Raw genomic sequence first — 22,693 nt, 5'->3', positions numbered from 1 at the left:
ATGATCGTCACGCCATGAACTGGAGGCGCTATTTCTGGCCGGTCGTCGGCATTGCGGCGGTCGTATTCTCGCTGTGGCTGCTACTGCACGAACTGCGCGGCATCTCGCTCGACGATGTCTGGGACGGCATCGTCGCCATCCCTGCCCGCGGCTGGATGCTCGCCGCGCTGAGCTCGGTCATCGCTTATGCATCGCTGGCCGGCTACGACCACATCGCGCTCCTGCATATCGGCAAGAAGGTCTCTTGGCTCTTCGTCACCTTCTGCTCATTCACTACTTATGCGCTGTCGCACAACATCGGCGGCTCGGTATTTTCAGGCGCTGTGATCCGCTACCGCGCCTACGGAACCAGGGGCCTCACCGGAAAGGATGTCGGCGTGCTGGTGGCGATCTGCTGGATCACCTTCGTGCTGTCGACGATCCTCGTCTCCGGCCTGGTGCTGGTCTTCGAGCCTGAAATCATCGACCGGTTCTCCGGCGCACCGCATCATGGCCTGACCATGGCCGCGGGCGTCGCCATGCTGCTGCTGGTGGCGGCCTATGTCTTCGGCAGTTGGCTGCATCTCAGACCGCTGAAGATCGGCAGCTTTCAGATCCATTATCCGGCCCTGCCGATCGTCGCGCGGCAATTGCTGATCGGCCCGATCGAGCTTCTGGCAGCGGCGGCGATCATCTTCTTCGCCCTGCCAGCGGCTGGTAATCCCGGCTATTTCGTCGTGCTCGGCATCTTCCTGGTGTCGTTCTCGGTCGCCCAGATCTCGCATGCGCCGGGCGGACTCGGCGTGTTCGAAGTCGTCTTCCTCGCCGGCCTGTCGCACATGGACCCGGTCGGTGTGCTGGCCGCACTCCTGGTGTTCCGGCTGTTCTACCTGATCATCCCGCTGGTGATAGCGCTTGGCGTCGTGCTGTACTTCGAGCACTCGCAGCTCGGCCGGAGTGGGAATTGAGATGCCGGGCAATCGTTTCGGACTGAAGATGCGCGTGAAGAATGGGGCACAACGCCAGTGAGGCCCTCCTGTTCGACTAGTGCCAATTTCCAACATTTGCGACCAGCCATAAGCCGCCACGCCTTCGTCATCCTAGGGCGGAGCGGGAGCGAAGCGACGTCGCGGAGACCCTAGGATCCATGCCGTTACAGTGGCCGAAGAACGCAGCGATGCAGTGGCCTCGCTATCTCGCCCCGGAGTGTGTAAGAGCCGAATTGAAATGCCTGGGCAGGCTTGACTATTTTCCGGCGGCGGCTACAAGGCACGCGCGGCGCCATCGCCGCCCTGCCCGCGGTTTTCTTCAACCGCGTCCTGCTGGGGAATAGGTTAACGGTAGACCCACGGACTCTGACTCCGTTAGTCCTGGTTCGAATCCAGGTTCCCCAGCCAAACGATTTCAATGACTTAGGTATTAACACGGCCAGAACTCATTTGCTAGGTCGTGCTACATGTCGCAACGCAAGCCCTTGATTTGTAACGCTTGGGAATGAGCGGAGGCTGCGAATGGCAACATGGATAGCAACACATTGCGACGAGGAAACGCCCGCCATCAGAGTGGGTTGGTCTCCCTGTTTGTACCCGGCCCACTGCCAATTCCTTGCTTTTTCCCGATCCGAGACAGCACGCGTTGCTCGCCACAGGGTACGAGGCGTGCGAGCAGTGCTGATATCATAACTGCAGGGCACGACGCTTTCGCCGCCCATTCCTGGCCGGCGAAAGCTAAGTGCCATGCTTTACTCCGAAACGATCGACTCCTCGAACTGGACACTGGCAGGCTCAACACCGTGCCCACCCAAATCTGCTTGGGGCTCCGTTTCTCCCTTAACTGGTTGCAATGCCGACACCTGCGTCTTCTCCTCTTCCGAAAGCCGCTGTATCTCGACCTGCACAAAATCCGCCTCGCAGTAAGTCCATCCTCGCCCTGACCAATGCCCTCTTGGGCTGCGCGCATGCGCCTGCAGGCGGAATATTGTCGGCTGCATGATGCCCGTGCCGGGAATCACCTCGACATATCCATCGAAGTGGTTGTTACAGTCGTTCGCCGAACCGTTCGCGGAAGTCATCCGGATCGCCTTGGAGCGTTCCGCAATGACGAAATCTCCCGGCGTCTTATACTCCTGCCAAGGAGAGTAACAGGACTTCCTTCGACCATCACCTCCAGTTGCCCCAGACGTACAATTGGCTTTTAAAGTCACTTTTCCCGTTACAGACTTGGGTTCTCCTGCCGACGAACCCAGATTGAGCGAAAATATGACAGAAGCTCCAAGTAACGCAGTTAGTAGCGGTCGGTGCATTTTCTCCTCCTCGTGCATGTATATGCCGGTCTTGGGCTCTTCAAGAACACCACGCATCAAGCAATACAAGAACTTCGATTATCACTGCGGGTTGCATGGTCTTTCTCCTCGTCGTTGCTGCATGTCTCGTCGACAAAAATAGTTTTACGCGATCGCCTTCTAAGGATGGTCCACTTGAGCTCATCAGGCGACCTCCAAGCGCTCCTCAGGCCAACGGAGAAATGGAAGCTGGGCTCCGCGCCGAACGAGCAGTGAGTGGTTGATCCCCAGTATCTTCCGCACGCTCGCGAGCGCCGCCTCATTCACCTCGATATACGCGACGATGTACCACTCGCCGTTTTCTTCCCTGGCCATGCCCATCGGCTCGGCCCGCCATTTCAGCGCCCCATGGTGCGGCATGAAGTAGGTTTCCTGGACGCCGCCGACCGCGCTCAAACCCTCGTCCAACGCGTATTCCATCACCGCGCAGCAGAGCTGTGTCAGCGTGCCCCGCAATCCGGTCGAGCGTTTGTCGGGAACGACGAAGGTGCGGGTCCATTCGGCCCAATCGGGACGCCTGGGGACGCCCGATTTTTCGCACATGTGAGAAAAGACCTCCGAGACCATGTGCGGCTCGCTCGTTGGGATCAATCGAGCCGAGGTCACGACGCGACCTTCTTCAATACCCAGCAAGTAGGTCGCTGCATCCGTATCGAATTGGTCTAGCTCGCGACCGTCCGGGCTCGGAGGGCGCCAGTGTTTTTGATGCACGAAGAAATCGTGCCGCCGGCGCAGAAACTCGTCGAATTCGTTTTCATAGAGATGCTTGTTATGCGCGTTGACTACGTGGGCCGTTATCATGGCGCGATCCCCCGATCGTTCTCAAAGGGATATTCGCAGTCGCGCTAATATACGTCACCTGTCCGATGGGACAGTTGACGCGTTTAGGGATGGATCAAACGTCGGCGCACTGCCTCGACCACCGCTTGCGTGGTCGTTACGACGCCAAAAGCTTCCCTGGCTCGTGTGGAGTGCCATTTGACCGTGCGCTCGGTCAGGCCAAGGATTTGGGATGTCTCCGACGATGTCTTGCCGGCCGCAGCCCACAAGAGCACCTCTTTTTCCCGGTCGGTCAGCAGGCCCTCGTCGCCGTCATCCTCGTTCGACAAAGCTTGGATCGACATGCCGGCGTAGACTGCCATCGTAACCAGTTGCACTTGATGGCGCGGCGAGAGCGTGCAGCACTTGGCCGAAGAGGCAAACGACAGCACGGATTGCCAGTGGTGAACGCTGAGCATCGGCACGGCGAAGCCGCTCCAGATGCCAAACTCCGTCGCCTCGCCGGCGACGCGTCGTGAGCCTTCTGTGTCTGACCACTTTGCCGGGACTTCGGACCAAAGGAACGGCTTCAAGGTCTTTGCCGAGTAGATGCAAACACCATCAACTGCGGCATGCTCGGCTTCGACATAGCGTTCGAACCAGCCGGCCGGCCAGCCATTCAGTTCAACCATCGGTGCAAGCTTCTGCCCACCGAGCGGCACGCCGCTAAGGATGAGGTGCTCGAAGCCGAGATTCCTCACGGTTTCGAGCAGGTCGCTCAGCAGCGCCCCGGTAGCTGTGTGTTTCCTGCAGCGTTCGACAAAGTCGAACACGTCTGAATCGATCATGCCAGAGGCCCCGTCTCCTCGCCGAAATATTAGCATACCTCAAATTAGAATCTTCAAATATACCACCGCTACCTTGCCAATCACAACGGTTGCGTTTCCCCACACTCGTGCCAGCGCAACTTCTTCGCAATCGGCCCGGGGTCGCCGGCAGACTTATGAGAAGGGAATGGATCGTTTCGACCTCGGCACCTATCGGCGACCCATCTCCGGTGCAACGCTGCGCGCAGCAGTAATTCTTGAAAGCCGCCGCTGAGAACAGCAAACGGACTCTCGATGCTATCTTCGCCATAGGCAGGCGCATCGGCCGAACGAATGAAAAAGGCCCGCGCCTCTGGCGGAGAGCGGGCGCGATCGGATTAGGCCCGACCTGCAGCGGGGAACCGCAAGCTGGCGTCCCCACTGCTCACAGACAATCATTAGAGATCGCTAACTTTCTTCTTGACCATCGCTTCGCCGGGACCAAAATCGTGGTCTTAAGCTCAAGCGTTCGAACGGGGGGATATCGCCATGCCTGAGGGCATCGAAATCTACTTCAGTGCGAGCCTGGCGCCGGGTCAGCGCGAAATAGTCGAGCAGTCGATCGCGTCGGCGGCGGAGCGCACGCGTGCGGAGGCCGACGCCGCGCGCGAGCGAGCGGCCGAGGAGGACAAGCTGCATGACGCGATCACGGCGCGCCTTGCGAAGCTGATCCGAGCGGACCCCGGAGTTGCAGAGGCGCTCGAAGGGGTCGGCATGCGGCCATTCAAGGCTAAGGACCGCCTGCGCCTGCAGGGCCCGCCTGGCGGAGGGCGCGATCACGTGATCCCTGCGTCGCCGACTGACAGCAGCGTCGAGCAGCGGCTTCCTCCCTACGACTTCGCCTGGAGATGGCATCACAACGGAGGGGCCCCTCCGTTCAGCCAGAGCGGCGACCAACGGGGACGCCTCGGCGTGGATGCGCGCGCCGGCGGCGGGGTCGCGGGTGGCGCCAGCCGTTTTGTCCACGCACACATCGGCGTCGGCTGCATCGTGCGGACCGATCGTCCGATCGCCGTCGAGTTGTTCGCGCCGCGCTCATCACGCCATTCCTTCGCCATTGGGGCACGCGGCATTGGTGCGAGCGCCACCTCGGAGGGTGGCCTGGAGACGACTTTTATGAAGGGTGGCCAGGTCTTGATGGCGGGCACCTTTCCGTTGTGGCGCAGACGCGTGAGCGGCCTATCAGAGAATGAGAGCGTTCGGACAGGCTTCACGAGCGTATTCCCCGGTGGCATGGGAGGACGAATCGACCCGGGCGAATACACCTTCAACGTAGGCATCTGGGCATTCGCCGATTACGCTTCAGGCATTGGAAGCGCGGGAGTGCAGTCGCTAGTGGAAAGCAGCATCATCGAGATGCGTATCCATCGCCGAGACTGAACCGCCCGAAAGACAGATTCACGCACCAAGCCAGTCATACACCGCTGCCGTACAAGCCCGTCGTGTGCGTGCAGATCGGCTTCCCTGCCGGAGGCCTTGAGGCGGACGTCAACAGTTAGCTGGCCGTGCGCAGACGCCGAGATCGAACAAAGGCCTTTAGTCCGTCGGAATCCAACGCATGCCCGAAGGCATAACCCTGCAGTATGTCGCAGCCCAAGCTCTTGAGTGTCTGTGCGTGCTCCATCGTCTCGACACCCTCCGCTACGACCTCAATACCCAGGGATTTGCCGATTTCAATGATCGACGAGACGACCTGCCTTCGTTGCGGCGATTTGACAATTGGGATGACCAGCTGGCGATCTATCTTCAGCCGGCGAGGCTGCAGCTTGAGCAAGCTGACTATTGAGGCATAGCCCGTACCAAAATCGTCTATTTCTACGTCAATGCCGAGCTCTTTTATCTGCTCAAGATTCCAGGTAACAAAATCATCATTTTCGTCAAGGAAAATTGACTCAACAAGCTCGAACGAAATCGTTCCTTTCTTGATATTCAGCTTCCTAAGACTCTTTATGAGTTCCTCATCTTGAAGGCGGCGCGCCGAAACGTTGACTGACACCCGCGGAATGTGAAGATTCGCAGCAGACCACCCTTCGAAATCCAAAAGCGATTGCTCTAATATGCTTCGATCGATGATCGAGACGACATTCAGTTCCTCCGCAATCCTTAGGAATACATCGGGCGCCAAAATACCCTTCTCCGGATGTCTCCATCGCGCCAGCGCCTCAACCCCAACAATTTCGAGCGTTTTTGCGTCAAATTGCGGCTGGTAGAAGGGAATGAACTCGTTGCGCTCAAGGCCGCCGAGAATTTCGTCGGCAATCCGTTTTGTGTCGACGATTTCGCTTTGCATCGCCTCGGTGAAGAATTCGTATCGATTGCGCCCACGCCTCTTTGCTCGGTAAAGCGCGATGTCAGCGTTGACCAGCAGGTGTTTGGCTTCGACATCTTTTCCGTTGTCGACTGCAATTCCCACGCTCACGCCAAAACGGCATCGATGGCCCTGATAGTAGACGGGTTCGCGCATCTGGCTGATGACCCGGTCAGCGAGCAGCGCCAGTTGCTTGACATCGTCATGCACCACGCACAGGACGATGAATTCGTCTCCTCCGATCCGAGCGACGAATCCCTCACCATCGACCTTGGATCGGAGGACAGTTGACGCGTGAACAAGCATTGCGTCGCCTGCGGCGTGGCCAAGCGTATCGTTGATGTGCTTGAACCGATCCAGATCTATGTGAAGCAGTGCCGCATACCCGCCGTCGCGCCTGGCGTTTGCTGCGTAATCTTCCAGCACTTGGTCGAGGTAACGCCGGTTGGGCAAACCGGTCAACGAATCGTGGAGCGCAATGTGCTCTATGCGCGCCTTGGCCGACTCGAGTTCTGCATTTTTCGACTCGGAAAGCTGTTTTGCGCGAACCAGATCCTTGTTCAGCAGGACATCGGCTGTCACATCCCATTCGGCGCCAATCATTTTTGGGGTGTCGTTTGCGACGCGGTAAATTATCGCTTTGGATCGGACATGACGAATCTCGCCATCCGGCCGAATGATCCGGTACTCCGACAAATATGGCCCGCCGACGGCCATCGCGCTGTCGAAATCGGCGTGGGCGCCAGCCAAATCATCCGGGTGAATTGCTCCCGCCCAGTCCAGGTAGCCGCGGTGCTCCCCAGTCGGTTTGCCGTATATTTCATTGACGCGGTCGTCCCACGTAAGTTCGTTGGTCGCGAGATCGTGTTCCCAAACGCCAATAGCTGACGCTTCCAGAGCGAGTTCCAGGCGTCTCGACAATCGACTCAGTTCCGCATAGTTGCGCTGTCTCTCGCCAATCAGGCGACCCGTAACCAGGAATGGGATCACAACCAACGCCCCGGCCACCGCCATGATTGCGCGCAAGGACCACGCGTTGTCGGGCGTCGAAGGCCAGCCGTTTTTGGGAATGGCTGCGATCCGCCACGAACCGGACGGGAGCAGAACGTCGGCTGTCACCGGATTGCTTTTGGCGACGCCCTCATGGCCGAAGAATTGATCTCCACTTGGACCGAGAGCGTCCTTACCGATCAGCGCTATGTCAATCCCGAGATCATCGTCAAGCAGGCCGCTCGCCTTATAAAGGCGCTGAACGTCGACAACGGCCGAAATGATGCCCCAGAACCTTTCGGTGTTGCCCGCACTCCGTACAAAAACCGGAATACGACCGACGAAGCCTTGCCCTCCCTGCCTCAAGTCGACGGGACCGGCAAGAATTAGCTCGCGCTCGTCTCGCGCCCTTAGCGCGGCCACACGCTGCCGCTCGTCCTTGCGGTAATCGAGGCCTATCGCCTTCTCGTTGCCCTCCATCGGGTACATCAGGGAAATGACCAGATCGGGCGCGCCGGCAATATTTTTCAATTGCGAGCCCCCGCGAAACAGGCTGCTCGCGAGCGAGGCGAAGCGTTGCTGTCCCATATAGGGCTCAGTCACGACCGCCGCGACCAGTCCCTGCACCAGTTGAAGGTTTCCGTTGATGTTACCTTCAAGCTTGGCGCGGATAAGATTGACTTTGGCCAGGACATCCGCACGGGCGGCTTGATCCGAAACGACTTTGTTCTGGTGGTCCGCGAACGCTGCGCCAACGGCAATAACTATCACCGCCATTGCCGCCGGGATATTTGCCGACGAAAAAACAGCCTTCTTAATACCGCCGAACCTAGCGCGGAAAAGAGCCAATAGGCGATTCCTCAGCTGCTATTCAGGTTCTCGGACAACCTGACCAAGGAATATTAGCTATCAATATTTAATTTTGACCTTCACGGGTCCTAAAATTTTTGCACTTCCGACCGCCCGGTGCCGCCGGAGTGGTTGGAACAGACCTGCGGCTCGCTTGACACCTTAGAATTGCCTGCAGTCGCTGAAGGTGCTTGGGTTGCCCTCGTGGAGGGATAACCGTGCTCACCTTTCCGGTATCAGATCGACGAGAGGACAATGCAAAAACTGGAATAAGAGCAGGATTAGTGGCCCTCAATCGTCTTGGGGGTAACAAGGTATGGTATCTTGCCGACGCTACGCTTGGTCGCGCCAATGGAATAAGCCATCGGGATCTTGGGAGAGTTCTCTGGCAAGCCGTACATATCCTTGCCGGCCCTCACGGCAAATGAAAAGTGCTGCCACGAAACCGTGTCATGCTCATTGAGAAAATCAAGCGTCAGCCCAGCTGAAATCAGCGCGTTCACCACGTCACTGACCGGATGAATCCACTCATAGTAGCGAGGATGCTTCAAGATGCGGTCGTCGCCGGTATAGGTGAGTTCCTCGTTCCATGCGAGTGGTCGAGCTATTGGCGTTCGCCAGTCATGCTTGAACTCCAGCGCCGCAGCCTTTCGGTCACACTGGAACATCAGGGGATGGCCCTCGGCCAGATAGAGCCGGCCGCCGGGCCGCAGGAGATCGGCAACCACTCGCGCCCAGCGGAACACGTCGTCCAGCCAGTTTACCGAACCCCAGGTAACGTAAGCGATGTCAAAGGTTCGGCCGAGCGCCTCGACTGCCTCGAACAGTGGCGCCTCCACGAAGCGCACATTAGTCCCTGCCTTTGCAGCGAAATCCCGCGCCGCTGCGATCGCTGTCGGTGAAAAGTCGAGGCCGGTCACGCTGCCCGCGCCCAGATTCTTCAAGCTGATTGTGTCGAGCCCGATATGACATTGCAGATGGACGATATCTTTGCCGAGAATGTCACCGACCTCGCGCGTTTCCAACTCATAGAGATTGGATCCGCCTGCCAGCACCTTTTCTATGTGGTAGCTGCCCGTTGTGTCGGTCGAATGCAGGTCGGCCCGATCATCCCAATTAAGGCGGTTCGCACCCAGAAACGGTTCCAAATTGCCCCCCCCAGTCCCTGCCGAGACTAATATTTGGTAAACAGAACGTTAATATACTTTGCAGCTTAAGGATCGCGCGTCAATCCAAGGCGGGCCGGTGCACCATTGCCGCTGCAGGCCAGGCTCATTACCGCGCCGGCCAAAGCGGACGTGCCAATCAGGCATCCGTGCAGAACGAACGTGCAATCAGGGCAAGGGCTGCTGTCATTGAGGCGCCGGCTTTTCGCCTATCGGTCTCGCGGCACGATTTCACGCGGCCGCGTCAAGCCCCTTTGCGGGCACATAGTTGAGGATCGGGCCGAGCCAGCGTTCGACCTCGGCGAGCGGCATGCGCTTGCGGCGCGCGTAATCCTCGACCTGGTCGCGTTCGACCTTGGCCACGCCGAAATAATAGCTTTCGGGATGCGACAGGTAGATGCCGGACACCGACGAGCCCGGCCACATCGCAAAACTTTCGGTCAGGCTGACGCCGGCATTGCGCTCGCCGTCGAGCAGGCGAAACAGCGTCGCTTTCTCGGTGTGATCGGGCTGCGCCGGATAGCCGGGCGCCGGGCGGATGCCGCGATAGGGTTCGCCGATCAGCTCGTCCGGCGCCAGATCCTCATCCGGGGCATAGGCCCAGAATTCCTTGCGCACGCGTTCGTGCAGGCGCTCGGCGAAGGCTTCGGCGAAACGGTCGGCCAGCGCCTTGACCATGATCGACGAGTAGTCGTCGTTCGCCCGCTCGAAACGCTCGGCGATTGCCGCTTCCTCAATGCCGGCGGTGACGATGAAGCCGCCGAGATAGTCGGCCTTGCCGCTGTCAAAAGGCGCGACGAAATCCGAGAGTGCGACATTCGCCTTGCCGTCGCGCTTGGTCAGCTGCTGGCGCAGCGTGAAGAAGGTCGCCAGCTCCTGCGAGCGATTATCGTCGGTGAACAGCCTGATGTCGTCGCCGACGGTATTCGCCGGCCAGAAGCCGATCACGCCCTTCGGCGCGAACCATTTTTCCGCGATGATCTTGGCCAGCATCGCCTGGGCGTCTTCGAAGAGCTGGCGTGCCGCCGGCCCTTGTGCCTCGTCGTCAAGGATTTTCGGGTAACGGCCCTTCAGCTCCCAGGTCTGGAAGAACGGCGTCCAGTCGATATAGCGCGCGAGCTCGGCCGGGTCCCAGCCTTCGAAGACTTTCACGCCGAGGAAGGACGGCTTCGGCGGCGCGTAGGCCGACCAGTCGATCCTGTGGGCGTTGGCACGCGCCTTGACGAGCGGCAAGCGCTGCTTGTCGGCTTCGCTGCGCGCGTGCGCGTCGGCAACCTTCTTGTATTCGGCACGAACATTGTCGACATAGCCGCCCTTGGTCTCGTTCGACAGCAGTGCCGACACCACGCCGACCGCGCGGCTGGCATCGGTCACGTAGACCGTCTGGCCCCTGATATAGCGCGGATGAATCTTTACCGCCGTATGCACGCGGCTGGTCGTCGCGCCGCCGATCAACAGCGGAATGTCAAAACCTTCGCGCTCCATCTCGGCGGCCATATGCGCCATCTCGTCGAGCGAGGGCGTGATCAGGCCGGATAGGCCGATGATGTCGACCTGCTGCTCGCGCGCCGTCTGCAGGATCTTCGCCGCCGGCACCATGACGCCGAGGTCGATGATCTCGTAATTGTTGCAGGCCAGAACCACTCCGACGATGTTCTTGCCGATATCGTGGACATCGCCCTTCACCGTCGCCATCAGGATCTTTCCGGCGGTCTGGCGCTCGCCGGTGTCGACACCATTGGCGGCGTTCGCCAGCTTCTCCGCCTCCATGTGCGGAAGGAGGCCGGCAACGGCCTGCTTCATGACGCGGGCGGATTTCACCACTTGCGGCAGGAACATTTTTCCTGCGCCGAACAGGTCGCCGACGACATTCATTCCTGCCATCAAAGGACCTTCAATGACATGCAGCGGCCGCTCGGCGGCACGTCGTGCTTCGTCGGTGTCCTGGTCGATGAATTCGGTGATGCCGTTGACCAGTGCGTGCGAAATGCGCCGCTCGACCGGCCAGTCACGCCAGGCGAGATCGCGCTCCTGCGCCTCCTTGCCGGCCGTGCCCTTGAAGCGTTCGGCAAGTTCCAGCATGCGTTCGGTGGCCGTGCCGCCGCCCTTCGGCTGACGGTTGTTGACGACATCCTCGCAGGCTTCGCGCAGTTCCGGATCGATGGCGTCGTAGACGGCGAGTTGCCCGGCATTGACGATGCCCATGTCCATGCCCGCCTGGATGGCATGGTAAAGGAACACGGCATGCATGGCCTCGCGCACCGGCTCGTTGCCGCGAAACGAGAAGGAGAGGTTCGACACGCCGCCCGATATGTGGACATGAGGAAGCGTCGCGGTGATCTGCCTGGCGGCTTCGATGAAGTCGACGCCGTAATTGTTGTGCTCGTCGATGCCGGTGGCGATGGCAAAGATGTTCGGGTCGAAAACGATGTCCTCGGGCGGGAATCCGGCCTGCTCGGTCAGCAGCCTATAGGCGCGGGTGCAGATTTCGACCTTGCGCGCCTGGGTGTCGGCCTGGCCCTCCTCGTCGAAGGCCATGACGACCACCGCCGCGCCGTACGCGCGGACGAGCTTCGCATGGTGCAGAAAGGCCGCTTCGCCTTCCTTCATGGAAATGGAGTTCACCAGCGGCTTGCCTTGCACGCATTTCAGGCCGGCTTCGATGATCTCCCATTTGGAGCTGTCGATCATCACGGGAACGCGGGCGATATCCGGCTCGGCGGCGATCAGGTTGAGATATTCGACCATCGCCTTTTTCGAATCGATCAGGCCTTCGTCCATGTTGATGTCGATGATCTGCGCGCCATTGGCGACCTGGTCGCGGGCGACTTCGAGCGCGGCGGCATAGTCGCCGGCCGTGATCAGCTTCCTGAACCTGGCCGAGCCGGTGACATTGGTTCGCTCGCCGACATTGACGAACGGAATCTCGTCGGTCAGCGTGAATGGCTCGAGCCCGCAAAGGCGCATCTTCGGTTCGATGGCGGGAACAGCGCGCGGCGGATATTTCTTTACCGCCGCCGCGATGGCGCGGATGTGGTCCGGCGTCGAGCCGCAGCAGCCGCCAACGATATTGACCAGGCCGTCGCGCGCGAACTCCTCGATCTGCGCGGCCATGAACTCCTGGCTCTCGTCATAACGGCCGAATTCATTGGGCAGGCCGGCATTCGGATAGGCGCAAACAAAGGTGTCGGCAACGCCTGATATTTCGCCCAGATGGGCGCGCATGGCATTGGCGCCAAGCGCGCAATTGAGGCCTATCGTGAACGGGTTGGCGTGGCGGACCGAATGCCAGAAAGCCGTCGGCGTCTGGCCCGACAGCGTGCGGCCGGACAGGTCGGTGATCGTGCCGGAGATCATAACCGGCAGACGCACGTCCTTCTCGAGGAAGATCTCTTCTGCCGCGAAGATCGCCGCCTTGGCGTTCAGCGTATCGAAAATGGTCTCTATCAGGATGATGTCGGCGCCGCCGTCGATGAGACCGCGCAGCTGCTCGCCATAGGCAAGGCGCAGTTCGTCGAACGTCACGGCGCGGTAGCCGGGATTGTTGACATCCGGCGACATCGAGGCGGTGCGGTTGGTCGGCCCCAGCGCACCGGCAACGAAACGACGCTTGCCGTCCTCCTGCTCAGCCCTCACGGCTGCCCTGCGCACCAGCCGCGCACCGTCGCGGTTCAGCGCATAGACCGCGTCCTCCATGCCGTAATCCGTTTGGGCGATGGAGGTCGAGGAGAAGGTGTTGGTTTCAAGGATGTCTGCCCCGGCGACGGCGTATTGGTAGTGAATCTCCTCGATCGCCTTGGGCTGCGTCAGAATCAGCAGGTCGTTGTTGCCCTGCTGATGGCAGGCGCAATCCGCGAATTTGTCGCCACGGAAATGGTTCTCGTCGAAACCCAGGCCCTGGATCTGCGTGCCCATGGCACCGTCGAGGATGAGGATACGTTCGTGCGCCGCCGCCGTCAGCGCCGCAAGCACTTCCGAGCCGTCGGGCTTTGCCGCGACAGGACCGAACAGGTCGTCGAGCGATGAAGGGTTTTGCGACACTTTCAATCCTCAAGGCGACAGTCGCGCTTTAGCGACATAAAGACATCTTTATGTCAGTATACGAGATTTGTCTGCCTCTGTCACCCCTGCCGCCGGGAATGCTACCCGCCGGCGCTACAACGCCGGCTGCGCAGTCTTCGCCGATGCCGCCCTGAGCAGCATCCCGAACAGGTCGCGGGGCTCGTCGGGGTCATTTCCGACAGCAGCACCGGGTAACCATTGTGGACATCCGCGAGAGAGGGCGCGGCCATCGTCGATCAGGCGATCGCCGATGTGATGGCAGGCAAGGTCTCCGACGCGGACGTCGTTTCGTTCATGATGTGGTAGGGCGGGAGCGACCTCTCGCGTCAGGAGAAGATCTCCGCCAGTTCGTCGACGCTGGTGCCTTCCCTAACTTGCCGCAACTCGACATAGCAGACCGCGGTGGCGATCGACATTACCATTGATGTCACACTCGTCACCAATGCATCCACCACAGCACCCATCACCCCCCATCCAAACAGGGCGGTTGCGGTGCCGAGCGCCAACTGGATGGCAATCACGATAATGATCAGGATAACGAAAAGGCCGAACAGCGCCCAGCGGCTTCCCTTGGTCAGATCGCGGCTGCGCGCCATCGAGCCGAACACGCCGAGCCGCTCCTGCACCAGCGCCGGCACCGCGACCGACCAACGCAGCGCCAGCATGATGCCAGGCACAATAAGAAGCATAAGACCGAGGACCACACCTAAACCAACCAACAGGGCAATGGCGAACGTCGGCAAGAGAAAGGAAACTGCTTTCGCGACGCAGTCACCGAACGACGGCTGCTTGCCATTCAAGTCCTCGATGGTGGCACGCACCAGCGATGCCTGGAGCAACAGCGACAGGATGTAGGAGACCAGCCCGAAGCCTATCGTGATCGCGGAATAGCTCGCCATCAAATTCGGTTCGCCGAGAGTGCTCGGGTCGAAGGAGGCAGCTGGGTCCGCGGCGGTAAAGGGTGCCAGCCGGCTCAACGCCCAAAGTTGAAAAACAAGAGTTGGCAACCCCGAAAACAATGCCGCAAGTCCGACCAACAGACCCGGGTTGCGGCTGATGACGGCAAAGCTGTCGTTGAAAACCCTGCCGATGCGAAACTTGCCCGGCCGTTCCAATGTCGTTGAAACCATGACGCGTCCCCCGCTCAATCACCGCATATCGGCTGGTGATCCCCGCATTAAATGTGCCAACATTGGAGGTCGGCGTCTAGTCCACTTGCAATTGCCGTTGTGCATTGCCAGTGTCGGCTGGGGAACCACAGGTCGCAGGGGAGCGGGTTGGCAGTGGCACAGCCAGGCACAGCGGAAGCCGAATGGCTGGCAAAAGCGCATGAGCAGTTGATCTCGGACAGGTCGATCCAGTTCGACCTGCCGGCCTATGCGCCACCCCAGCCACCTGATTGGCTGAAGCCGCTGCTGGACCTGTTGTCGTCGCTCGGTCCCTACATGATCTATCTGTTCTGGGGGGCGGTGATATCAGGTGCCGCGATCATCCTGCTCCTGGTCTTCCTCGAGATGAAAGGCGTCGCCTGGCGCCTGCCGTGGCAGCGCGCGCGTCGCGAAACCGAGGCGGAGGAAGCATGGCGTCCCGACGCCGGCACCGCGCAGATCCTGCTGTCGGAAGCCGACGCGCTGGCCGCGCGGGGCGACTATGACGAAGCTGTCCATCTCCTGCTTCGCCGCAGTGTCGCCGATATTGCCGGCCGGCTGCCGGACTTCCTGCGCCCGTCGCTCACGGCGCGCGACATCGCCGCTGCTGCTTCGGTTCCCGCCAAGGCCCGCGCGGCGTTTACCGAGATCGCACGCATCGTCGAGGCCGCATTGTTCGCACGACGGCCGGTCGGCCCGGAGGGCTGGCGGCAAGCACGCGGCGCCTATGAGCGGTTCGTCTTCCGGGATGCCTGGACATGAGCGCGACGACGGTGGAAACAGCGGCACAGGAACCGTTCAACCGGAGAACGCTGTTCTGGGGCATTTTCGCCAGCCTGCTTGCGGCAGCGGGATTCTTCCTGCTGTCCACCTATGCGCCCGACTTCCGGCAACCCGGCAATGGCGGCGCCACGCCGCTGTCGAAAAGCGGCGTCGGCTATGCCGGCCTGGCGGAATGGTTGCGGCTCACCGGCGAGACGCCAGCCATGGCGCGGACCGATCAGGATCTCGGCACCGACATGTTGCTGATCGTCACCATTTCGCCCGATAGCGACCCGGAAGCGCTCGATCACATTCTCGAACTTCGGCAGGACCAGGATACCCTCTTCGTCCTCCCCAAATGGCAGACCCTGCCGCTGGAGGAGCACGAAGGATGGAACATGAAATTCGGGCGACTGCCCGATTCCGTGGTGAACCAATGGCTCGGCCGCATCGCCAATGCAAAGATCGGCGTCGGCCAAAGCACGGTGCAGGAGCTCGACATCGAAGGCCGGCTCGTTACCGCCCCCGATGAATTGCAGTGGGTGGCCGACAAGTATCCAATGATAGCAGCCGGCAACGACAAGGCTGTGCTCACCGAAGTCGAAGACAAGCCGTTTTACATCCTGACCGACCCCGACCTGATCAACAACGCCGCTCTTAAGGACGCGGACAAGGCGGCAGCCGCGCTCGACCTGATTGCATTGCTGGAACCCGAAAAGGGCCCGGTGATGTTCGATCTCACGCTGCATGGCGCGGGGCGAAAATACGACCTTGCCAAGCTCTTGGTCGAACCGCCGTTTCTGGCGCTGACACTGACGATCCTGGCTGCGGCGGCGCTGGCTTTCCTGCACGGCCTCGGCCGTTTCGGCCCACCGCGCGCCGAATTGCGCGCCATTGCCTTTGGCAAGCGCGCGCTGGTGGATACGACGGCGATGCTGTTGCGGCGCGCCGGGCGGCTCGAGGAACTGGGAGGCCGATATGCGGCCCTGGCGGGTGTGCGCGCCGGCGCTTTGCTGGGAGCACCGCAGGGATTGCAAGGAGAAGCGCTCAACCACTGGCTCGATTCCCGCGACAAGGACGAGACCAGAGGATTCACCACGCGGGCGCAGGCCGTCGGCGAAGCGAAAAATCTGACGCAAATGCACGTGGCAGCGAAACAGCTGCACGATTGGACGGCAAGGAGGCTCGGTGAACGTCGATGATGTGAAGGCCCTGGCGACACGGATCAGGGAAGAAGTGGCCAAAGCGATCACCGGGCAGCACGACACGGTCGACCTGATGCTGACCGCCTTGTTCGCCGGCGGGCATATCCTGCTGGAAGGCCCTCCGGGCACGGCCAAGACAATGACCGCGCGCTGCTTCGCGCAGGCTCTGGGCGTCGCTTACGGGCGCATCCAGTTCACGCCGGACCTGATGCCCGGCGATATCGTCGGATCGAACATCTACAATTTCCAGACCGGACAGTTCACGCTGACACGCGGTCCGATCTTCTGCGACCTCCTGCTCGCCGACGAGATAAACCGCACGCCGCCCAAGACACAGGCAGCACTTCTGGAGGCGATGCAGGAGCATGCGGTCACCTTCGACGGCACTACGCATTCGCTGGGCCGTAACTTCATGGTGGTCGCGACCCAGAACCCGATCGAGCATCAGGGTGTCTACCCCCTGCCCGAGGCACAGCTCGACCGCTTCCTGTTCAAGCACCGGGTCAGCTATCCCGGCCCCGAGGAGGAACGGGTCATCATCATCCATCACGGCGGCGGCTCAGCCTCGCACGACATCGCGCAATACGGCATCAAGGCCCAGGCGGATCGCAAGACACTGGAGAACGCGCTCGCCACCGTCGGCTCCGTGACCCTTGTCGACGACGTCGTCAGCTACATCGCGGCGCTGGTGCGCACCACACGCGAAAGCCCGGATCTGGAGGTTGGCGCCAGTCCACGCGCGGGCGCCATGCTGGCCAGGGCGGCGCGGGCGCGGGCTGCGCTCGACGGGCGCGCCTATGTGATTCCCGACGACGTCAAGGCACTGGCGGTACCGGCGCTGCGCCATCGCGTCATCCTGTCGCCGGCCGCGCAGATCGATGGCCGGCTGGTCGAGCAGATCGTATCCGACCTGGTCGACCAGACGGAAGCGCCACGTTGATCTATCCGAGCGGCCGAGCGGTTTGGACGGCGGCTGCGGGCGCGGTGCCGGCCTTCCTGGTCGCGCTGGCGCTGCCGTCACTGTGGTATCTCGGTTTGCTGTGGATCTGCGTGCTGCTCGCCTTCCTGGCGGTGGACGCCGCGGCAGGAGGCGGGCGGGCCTCGCTGACCGCCAGCCTCCACGCGCCGCCGCAGGTCGGTGTCGGCGGAGATTTCACCGTCCATGTCGCCGCCCGTTTTTCCAGCCGGACGCGGACCCTGGAGGCGCGCGTCGGCCATGATGAGCGCCTGGCACCGATGGGCGGAACCGGTGGATCCCTGGCTCCGACCTGCGACGGCGGATCGCTCGACCTTCGGTTCCAGGCGCTGCGGCGCGGCATCGCCAGCTTCGATCGTCTGTGGGTGCGCTGGCGCGGGCCGTTCGGACTGGTCTGGAACCAGGTCGTCCTGCCGATGGAAAGCAAGGTGGCGGTGTTGCCCGACGTCCGCGGCGCCCGCGAGCAGGCCATCACGCTGCTGCAACGCGAGGCCCTGCCCGACGGCCATGCACAGCGCCGGGCCGGCCAGGGCCGGGAATTCGAGGCGCTGAAGGACTATCAGCCCGGCATGGGCCGGCGGATGATCGACTGGAAGCGCAGCGCCCGCCACGGCAGGCTTCTGGCGCGCGAGTTCCGTATCGAGGAGAACAACAACATCGTGCTGGCCATCGACAGCGGACGCCTGATGTGCGAGCCGGTCGACGGTGTGCCGAAGGTGGACCGGGCGGTGGCGGCAGCCTTGCTGTCGGCGTTCGTTGCGCTCAAGGGCGGCGACATGGTCAGCCTGTTCAGCTTCGATGCGCGGCCGCGCGTCGCCAGCGGCGCGGTGCGCGGCTCGGCCAGCTTTGCGATGATCCAGAAGCGGGCGGTTGAGATCGACTATTCCAACGAGGAGACCAATTTCACCCTGGCGCTGACCACGCTTGCGGCGCGGCTCGACCGGCGCTCGCTGGTGATCATCTTCACCGATTTTGTCGATCCGATCAGCGCGGAGTTGATGCTGCGCACCGTCGGCCGGCTCACCGAGCGGCATCTGGTGCTGTTCATGCTGATCAGGGATGTCGAGCTGGAGAGCTTGGCCGACATGCCGCCCCGGTCCGGCGAGGATGTGGCCCGCGCCGTCGTTGCCGGCGGGCTTTTACGCGAAAGACAGGTCGTCATAGGCCGGTTGCGGCTGCTTGGTGCACATGTGATCGAAGCCGACCATCAAAAATTGGGGCCGGCACTGGTCGAGCGCTATCTGCAGTTCAAACGGGAGGATCTGTTGTGACTGTGCCAGTATCCGGCGATGCTGGACGCGGCGATGCCGTACGCCAGTCGCTGGCCAGCTTTCGTCGGGAGCGCGAGGCCGACTGGAAGGCGTTCGAGGCGCTTCTCGACCGCGTCGAGAAACGCGCGCCGCGGACGCTATCGGAAGAGGAACTACTGGCGCTGCCGCTGCTCTACCGGTCGGCATTGTCTTCCCTTTCGGTGGCCAGAGCGACATCCCTCGACAGTGCGCTGATCGCCTATCTCGAATCCCTGTCGCTGCGAGGTTACTTCTATCTCTACGGGGCACGTCGCGGGCTGCGGCAGCGCATCGCCGATTTCTTCCTGCACGACTGGCCCGGTGCCATTCGCGGCTTGTGGCGCGAGACGCTGGTGTCGGTGGCGCTGATGTTTGTTGGCATCGGAGCCGGCGCCTGGCTGGTAGCGTCCGACAAGAGCTGGTTCGACGCGATCATCCCGTCGGGCCTGGCCGCCGGCCGCGGCCCCGACGCTTCGGCCGAGCTGCTGCGCAGGATGCTTTATGATGGCGACAACGGCTTTCTCTCAGGCTTTGCGGCTTATCTTTTCACCCACAACGTCCAGGTCGCAATCCTGGCTTTCGCCCTTGGATTTGCGTTCGCCGCGCCGACGGTACTGCTGATGCTGTTCAACGGCTGCATGCTGGGTGCGCTGTTCCAAGTCTATTGGGTAAAGGGGCTTGGCATGGAACTTGGCGGCTGGCTGGCCATCCACGGCACCACCGAATTGTTCGCCATCGCACTGGCCGGCGCTGCCGGCATGCGCATCGGCACGCGCATAGCCTTTCCCGGCGAGTTGACCCGCATGACGGCAGCGGCCCATGCGGGACGCGTCGCGGCGACAGCGATGGTCGGCGTTTCGGTCATGCTGCTGTTTGCCGGACTGCTCGAGGGCATCGGCAGGCAGACGATCACCAGCGACGTCACGCGCTATTTCATTGGCGGCGGTATGCTCGCACTGTGGATCGGCTATTTCTACCTCTTCCAGGTGGTGCGGAATGGCGACCGCTAGACGCTCCCCCCTGGCGACAATGCGCTCGCTGATCACGCCTGAAGGTGTCGATCTCCAGATAAAGCTGGCCGACGCCGGCACACGGGCTGCCGCTTTCCTGCTCGATGTCGTGTTTATCGCCACGGCTGCAATCGCGGTCACGATTGTCGCGCTGTTCGGGGTGAGAGGCCTTGGCACCGATCAAATGCAGCCGCTTTTCATCGTCTGGATCATCGTGATCTTTTTTTTGCGCAACGCCTATTTCATCGCCTTCGAGGCCGGGCGGCGCGCGTCGACGCCCGGCAAGCGGATCGTCGGCATCCGGGTGGCGTCGCGCAGCGGAGCCGGCCTGTCGGTCGATCAGGTCATCGCCCGCAATCTGATGCGCGAGATCGAAGTCTTTCTGCCGCTGTCGATTATCGCCGGAAGGAGTGGGATGGGCGTCGCCGATACGCTGACGACGGTCTTCGGACTGGTGTGGGCGCTGTTGTTCGCCCTGTTCCCGCTTTTCAATCGCGACCGCATGCGAATTGGCGACCTCCTGGCGGGAACATGGGTCGTCGAGGCGCCGAAGCGCACGCTAATGGAGGATCTGTCGGCAAGGCAGGATCCGGTTGCCAAGGCCTTTCAGTTCAGCCACGCTCAGCTCGATGCCTATGGCATCGCCGAACTGCACAAGTTGGAGGAAGTGCTGCGCCGCGACGACTATTTCGCGCTGCGGGCGGTGGCTGAAACGATCGGACGCAAGATCGGCTCAACGCCGCAGGCGCATGATGCCCGCCCGTTCCTGATGGCGTATTACGGCGAGCTCCGAGCCCATCTCGAGCGGAAGCTGCTGCTCGGCAACCGCAAGGCCGACAAGCACGCGCGCGGCAGCAACGCCGGACCAACGAGGCTGCCATGAACACATCTCTATCCGAACTTGAACTTCAAGAGATGGAAGCCTGAGTCGAGATGACCGGCGCGACGGTCGCGGACCAGGATTTCATGGCCGCCGCGCGTCAGGATGTTCCTCGCCTGATCGCCGAAGTGCGCAGACTCCGCGCGCTCCTCAATCGAGCAAATTTAGAAGGCAGCAAGGCTGGCTCCTAACCCACCCACCTCTCGTAGTCGGACACCAAGAGGTGCAGCGGCGCGACATCCTCGTCGATGTCTGCGAAGCGGCCGATCGGCTCGCGGAAGACATTATCGGTCAGATCGTCATTGACGGTCGAGACCTCGCCGATCAGCACATCCTTGCCCTCGGCCCAGAAGGCGTGCCAGACGCCCGGCAGCAGCGTCACGCTCTCGCCTGGATCGAGCTTCAGCAGCCCGCCCGCCGGCAGCCTGTGGATGGTTCCGTCGACAGGCACCGATACCTCGGCCTTCGGATCGATGCCGCCATCGCGATCGTGCATGAACAGTTCCAGCACCAGCTTGCCGCCACCACGGTTGATGATGTCTTCGGCCTTGATGTTGTGGCGATGCATCGGCGACAGCTGATCCTTGCGCGAGATCATGATCTTCTCGGCATAGAGCATGCCCATGCCCTTCTTCATGTCCTCGTAGCGACCGTTGCGAACGGTGAATAGGAAGAGGCCGAGTTCGCTAAACTTGCCCTGGCCGTAGTCGGTGATGTCCCAGCCGAGCCGGGAGGAGAAGATGGCCGACGAATCCTGCCGGCGCGTCTTCATCTCTTCCGGCGACCAATAGGCGAAGGGCGGCATGATGTAGCCGAACGAACGGATGAAGGCATCGGCGTCGCGGATGATGTCGTTGATGGTGGAGCGTTTCATGGTCGTGGTTTCCTTCCCGTCGGCTTGGGCGATCTCCAAACCGAATAGCCGAACGCCGATCCGGTGTCGACGTAAACTGAGGAGCTGGCCTCATGACATCCGGGCCGATCAAGGCCATAAGTCCAGGCAATTCCCAGGGTGACAATCCATGCGCAGCATAGATGACCTCGATACACCGGCAATCCTGATCGACGCTGCCCGCGCCGAAGCCAATATCGCGCGGGCGCAGGCCCACGCCGACCGCAACGGACTGAAGCTCAGGCCGCACATCAAGACCCACAAACTGCCTTACTGGGCAAAGAAGCAGATCGCAGCGGGTGCGGTCGGCATCACCTGCCAGAAGATCGGTGAAGCCGAGGTGATGGCCGATTCCGGCCTCACCGACATTTTTCTCCCTTATAACATTCTGGGCAAGGCCAAGCTGGAGCGTCTCAAGGCGCTGCACGGTCGTGTGACGTTGTCGGTGACATCAGACAGCCTGGAAACGCTTAACGGGCTCGCCGCCACCTTCACCGATCCAGGCCAGCCGCTACAGGTGCTGGTGGAATGCGACACCGGCATGGGCCGCTGCGGCGTCCAGTCGGCCAGCGAGGCGGTCGCATTGGCAAGAGAGATCGACAAGGCCAAGGGGCTCGCCTTCGGCGGGCTGATGACCTATCCGGCAGCAGGCCGTGCTGCCGAGGCCGAGACGTGGCTCGCCGATGCGCGCCAGGCGCTCACCGCATCCGGCTTTGCCTGCGAGCGCATCTCCAGCGGCGGCACGCCGGACATGTGGCGCTCGAGCGAGGCTTCCGTCGTCACCGAGTACCGCCCGGGCACCTACATCTATCTCGACCGCTACCAGGTCGCCAAAAGCGGCGGAAGCCTCGATGATTGCGCGCTGACGGTGCTGTCGACGGTGGTCAGCCATCCGACGACGACACGGGCCATCCTCGATGCCGGCAGCAAGGCCTTGTCCAGCGATACGCTGGGGTTGCCTGATTTCGGCGAATTGCTGGGTATTCCGGGCGCTACCGTCACCGGCCTCAGCGAAGAGCACGGCAACGTCACGCTTTCCGGCGACGCCAGGCTGCGTATCGGCGAGCGCGTGCGAATCGTGCCCGACCATTGCTGCGTCGTCACCAATCTGTTCGACGAGGTCCACCTGATCGCCGGAGAACGGGTGCTGGAGACGCTGCCGGTGGCGGCGCGTGGCCGCATGGGGTGAGCTCGACGTCGTTCGGACCGAA

Annotated in this window: 18 protein-coding genes and 1 tRNA gene; 11 read left to right on the top strand and 8 right to left on the bottom strand. The window is 61.5% G+C overall.

All coding sequences use genetic code 11. The features are described from left to right. Positions 1-14: 14 nt before the first annotated feature. On the top strand, positions 15-947 hold the full coding sequence (locus tag EN807_RS26150; protein ID WP_135937260.1) for a lysylphosphatidylglycerol synthase domain-containing protein: 933 nt from the start codon (positions 15-17) through the stop codon (positions 945-947). Between the two features lie 355 nt (positions 948-1,302). Beyond that, positions 1,303-1,376 (top strand) — tRNA-Gln (locus EN807_RS26145). Between the two features lie 344 nt (positions 1,377-1,720). On the opposite strand, the gene EN807_RS26140 is transcribed toward EN807_RS26145, so the two are convergent. From EN807_RS26140 to EN807_RS26130, 3 genes are all read right to left on the bottom strand, one after another. Beyond that, the gene (locus EN807_RS26140; protein WP_135937259.1) at positions 1,721-2,341 is read right to left on the bottom strand and encodes a hypothetical protein; all 621 of its coding nucleotides are present in this window, start codon (positions 2,339-2,341) and stop codon (positions 1,721-1,723) included. 123 nt (positions 2,342-2,464) lie between these two features. Next, the gene (locus EN807_RS26135) at positions 2,465-3,121 is read right to left on the bottom strand and encodes an acyl-homoserine-lactone synthase (protein WP_135937258.1); all 657 of its coding nucleotides are present in this window, start codon (positions 3,119-3,121) and stop codon (positions 2,465-2,467) included. A gap of 83 nt (positions 3,122-3,204) precedes the next feature. Then, positions 3,205-3,927: a LuxR family transcriptional regulator gene (locus tag EN807_RS26130; protein ID WP_135937257.1), complete on the bottom strand. Its 723-nt coding sequence runs from the start codon at positions 3,925-3,927 to the stop codon at positions 3,205-3,207. Positions 3,928-4,434: 507 nt separating this feature from the next. Between EN807_RS26130 and EN807_RS26125 the strand changes: the two genes are divergently transcribed. Further along, on the top strand, positions 4,435-5,325 hold the full coding sequence (locus tag EN807_RS26125; protein ID WP_135937256.1) for a hypothetical protein: 891 nt from the start codon (positions 4,435-4,437) through the stop codon (positions 5,323-5,325). A 115-nt stretch (positions 5,326-5,440) separates the two neighbouring features. Here the strand turns inward: EN807_RS26125 and EN807_RS26120 are convergent, their stop codons facing one another. From EN807_RS26120 to EN807_RS26105, 4 genes are all read right to left on the bottom strand, one after another. Beyond that, positions 5,441-8,020, bottom strand: a complete 2,580-nt coding sequence (locus EN807_RS26120; protein ID WP_135937388.1) for an EAL domain-containing protein — start codon at positions 8,018-8,020, stop codon at positions 5,441-5,443. Positions 8,021-8,373: 353 nt separating this feature from the next. Continuing rightward, positions 8,374-9,240, bottom strand: coding sequence for a class I SAM-dependent methyltransferase (locus tag EN807_RS26115; RefSeq protein ID WP_135937255.1), 867 nt, complete (start codon positions 9,238-9,240; stop codon positions 8,374-8,376). A 249-nt stretch (positions 9,241-9,489) separates the two neighbouring features. After that, entirely contained in the window at positions 9,490-13,299 is a 3,810-nt protein-coding gene (gene metH, locus EN807_RS26110) for a methionine synthase (protein ID WP_135937254.1), read from the bottom strand. Positions 13,300-13,646: 347 nt separating this feature from the next. Beyond that, positions 13,647-14,435 (bottom strand): hypothetical protein, encoded by a 789-nt coding sequence (locus EN807_RS26105; protein ID WP_246684361.1) that lies wholly within the window; start codon positions 14,433-14,435, stop codon positions 13,647-13,649. Positions 14,436-14,603: 168 nt separating this feature from the next. On the opposite strand from EN807_RS26105, the gene EN807_RS26100 reads away from it, so the two are divergent. The 7 genes from EN807_RS26100 to EN807_RS35730 are packed head-to-tail and all read left to right on the top strand — an operon-like array spanning position 14,604 to position 20,781. Beyond that, the gene (locus EN807_RS26100) at positions 14,604-15,230 is read left to right on the top strand and encodes a DUF4129 domain-containing protein (RefSeq protein ID WP_246684359.1); all 627 of its coding nucleotides are present in this window, start codon (positions 14,604-14,606) and stop codon (positions 15,228-15,230) included. Then, positions 15,227-16,432 carry a DUF4350 domain-containing protein gene (locus EN807_RS26095; protein ID WP_135937252.1) on the top strand — a complete coding sequence of 402 codons (1,206 nt, stop codon included), beginning with the start codon at positions 15,227-15,229 and terminating at the stop codon, positions 16,430-16,432. The genes EN807_RS26100 and EN807_RS26095 overlap by 4 nt, the downstream gene beginning before the upstream one ends. Next, positions 16,419-17,375 carry a MoxR family ATPase gene (locus EN807_RS26090; protein ID WP_135937251.1) on the top strand — a complete coding sequence of 319 codons (957 nt, stop codon included), beginning with the start codon at positions 16,419-16,421 and terminating at the stop codon, positions 17,373-17,375. Before EN807_RS26095 ends, EN807_RS26090 begins: the two co-directional genes overlap by 14 nt. After that, entirely contained in the window at positions 17,372-18,682 is a 1,311-nt protein-coding gene (locus tag EN807_RS26085; RefSeq protein WP_135937250.1) for a DUF58 domain-containing protein, read from the top strand. Before EN807_RS26090 ends, EN807_RS26085 begins: the two co-directional genes overlap by 4 nt. Then, positions 18,679-19,710, top strand: a complete 1,032-nt coding sequence (locus tag EN807_RS26080; RefSeq protein WP_135937249.1) for a stage II sporulation protein M — start codon at positions 18,679-18,681, stop codon at positions 19,708-19,710. The genes EN807_RS26085 and EN807_RS26080 overlap by 4 nt, the downstream gene beginning before the upstream one ends. Continuing rightward, a complete protein-coding gene (locus tag EN807_RS26075; protein ID WP_135937248.1) occupies positions 19,697-20,593 on the top strand; it encodes an RDD family protein in 897 nt (298 codons plus the stop codon). The genes EN807_RS26080 and EN807_RS26075 overlap by 14 nt, the downstream gene beginning before the upstream one ends. A 50-nt stretch (positions 20,594-20,643) precedes the next feature. Then, positions 20,644-20,781: a hypothetical protein gene (locus EN807_RS35730; RefSeq protein ID WP_189522578.1), complete on the top strand. Its 138-nt coding sequence runs from the start codon at positions 20,644-20,646 to the stop codon at positions 20,779-20,781. On the opposite strand, the gene EN807_RS26070 is transcribed toward EN807_RS35730, so the two are convergent. Beyond that, positions 20,778-21,464: a D-lyxose/D-mannose family sugar isomerase gene (locus tag EN807_RS26070; RefSeq protein ID WP_127314398.1), complete on the bottom strand. Its 687-nt coding sequence runs from the start codon at positions 21,462-21,464 to the stop codon at positions 20,778-20,780. The genes EN807_RS35730 and EN807_RS26070 overlap by 4 nt on opposite strands. Positions 21,465-21,612: 148 nt before the next feature. On the opposite strand from EN807_RS26070, the gene EN807_RS26065 reads away from it, so the two are divergent. Further along, positions 21,613-22,671 (top strand): D-TA family PLP-dependent enzyme, encoded by a 1,059-nt coding sequence (locus EN807_RS26065; protein ID WP_135937247.1) that lies wholly within the window; start codon positions 21,613-21,615, stop codon positions 22,669-22,671. Positions 22,672-22,693 lie beyond the last annotated feature (22 nt).

This window comes from Mesorhizobium sp. M5C.F.Ca.ET.164.01.1.1 (assembly GCF_004792125.1).
GTDB lineage: Bacteria > Pseudomonadota > Alphaproteobacteria > Rhizobiales > Rhizobiaceae > Mesorhizobium > Mesorhizobium wenxiniae.
This window is presented reverse-complemented; position numbering and strand designations above follow the sequence as displayed.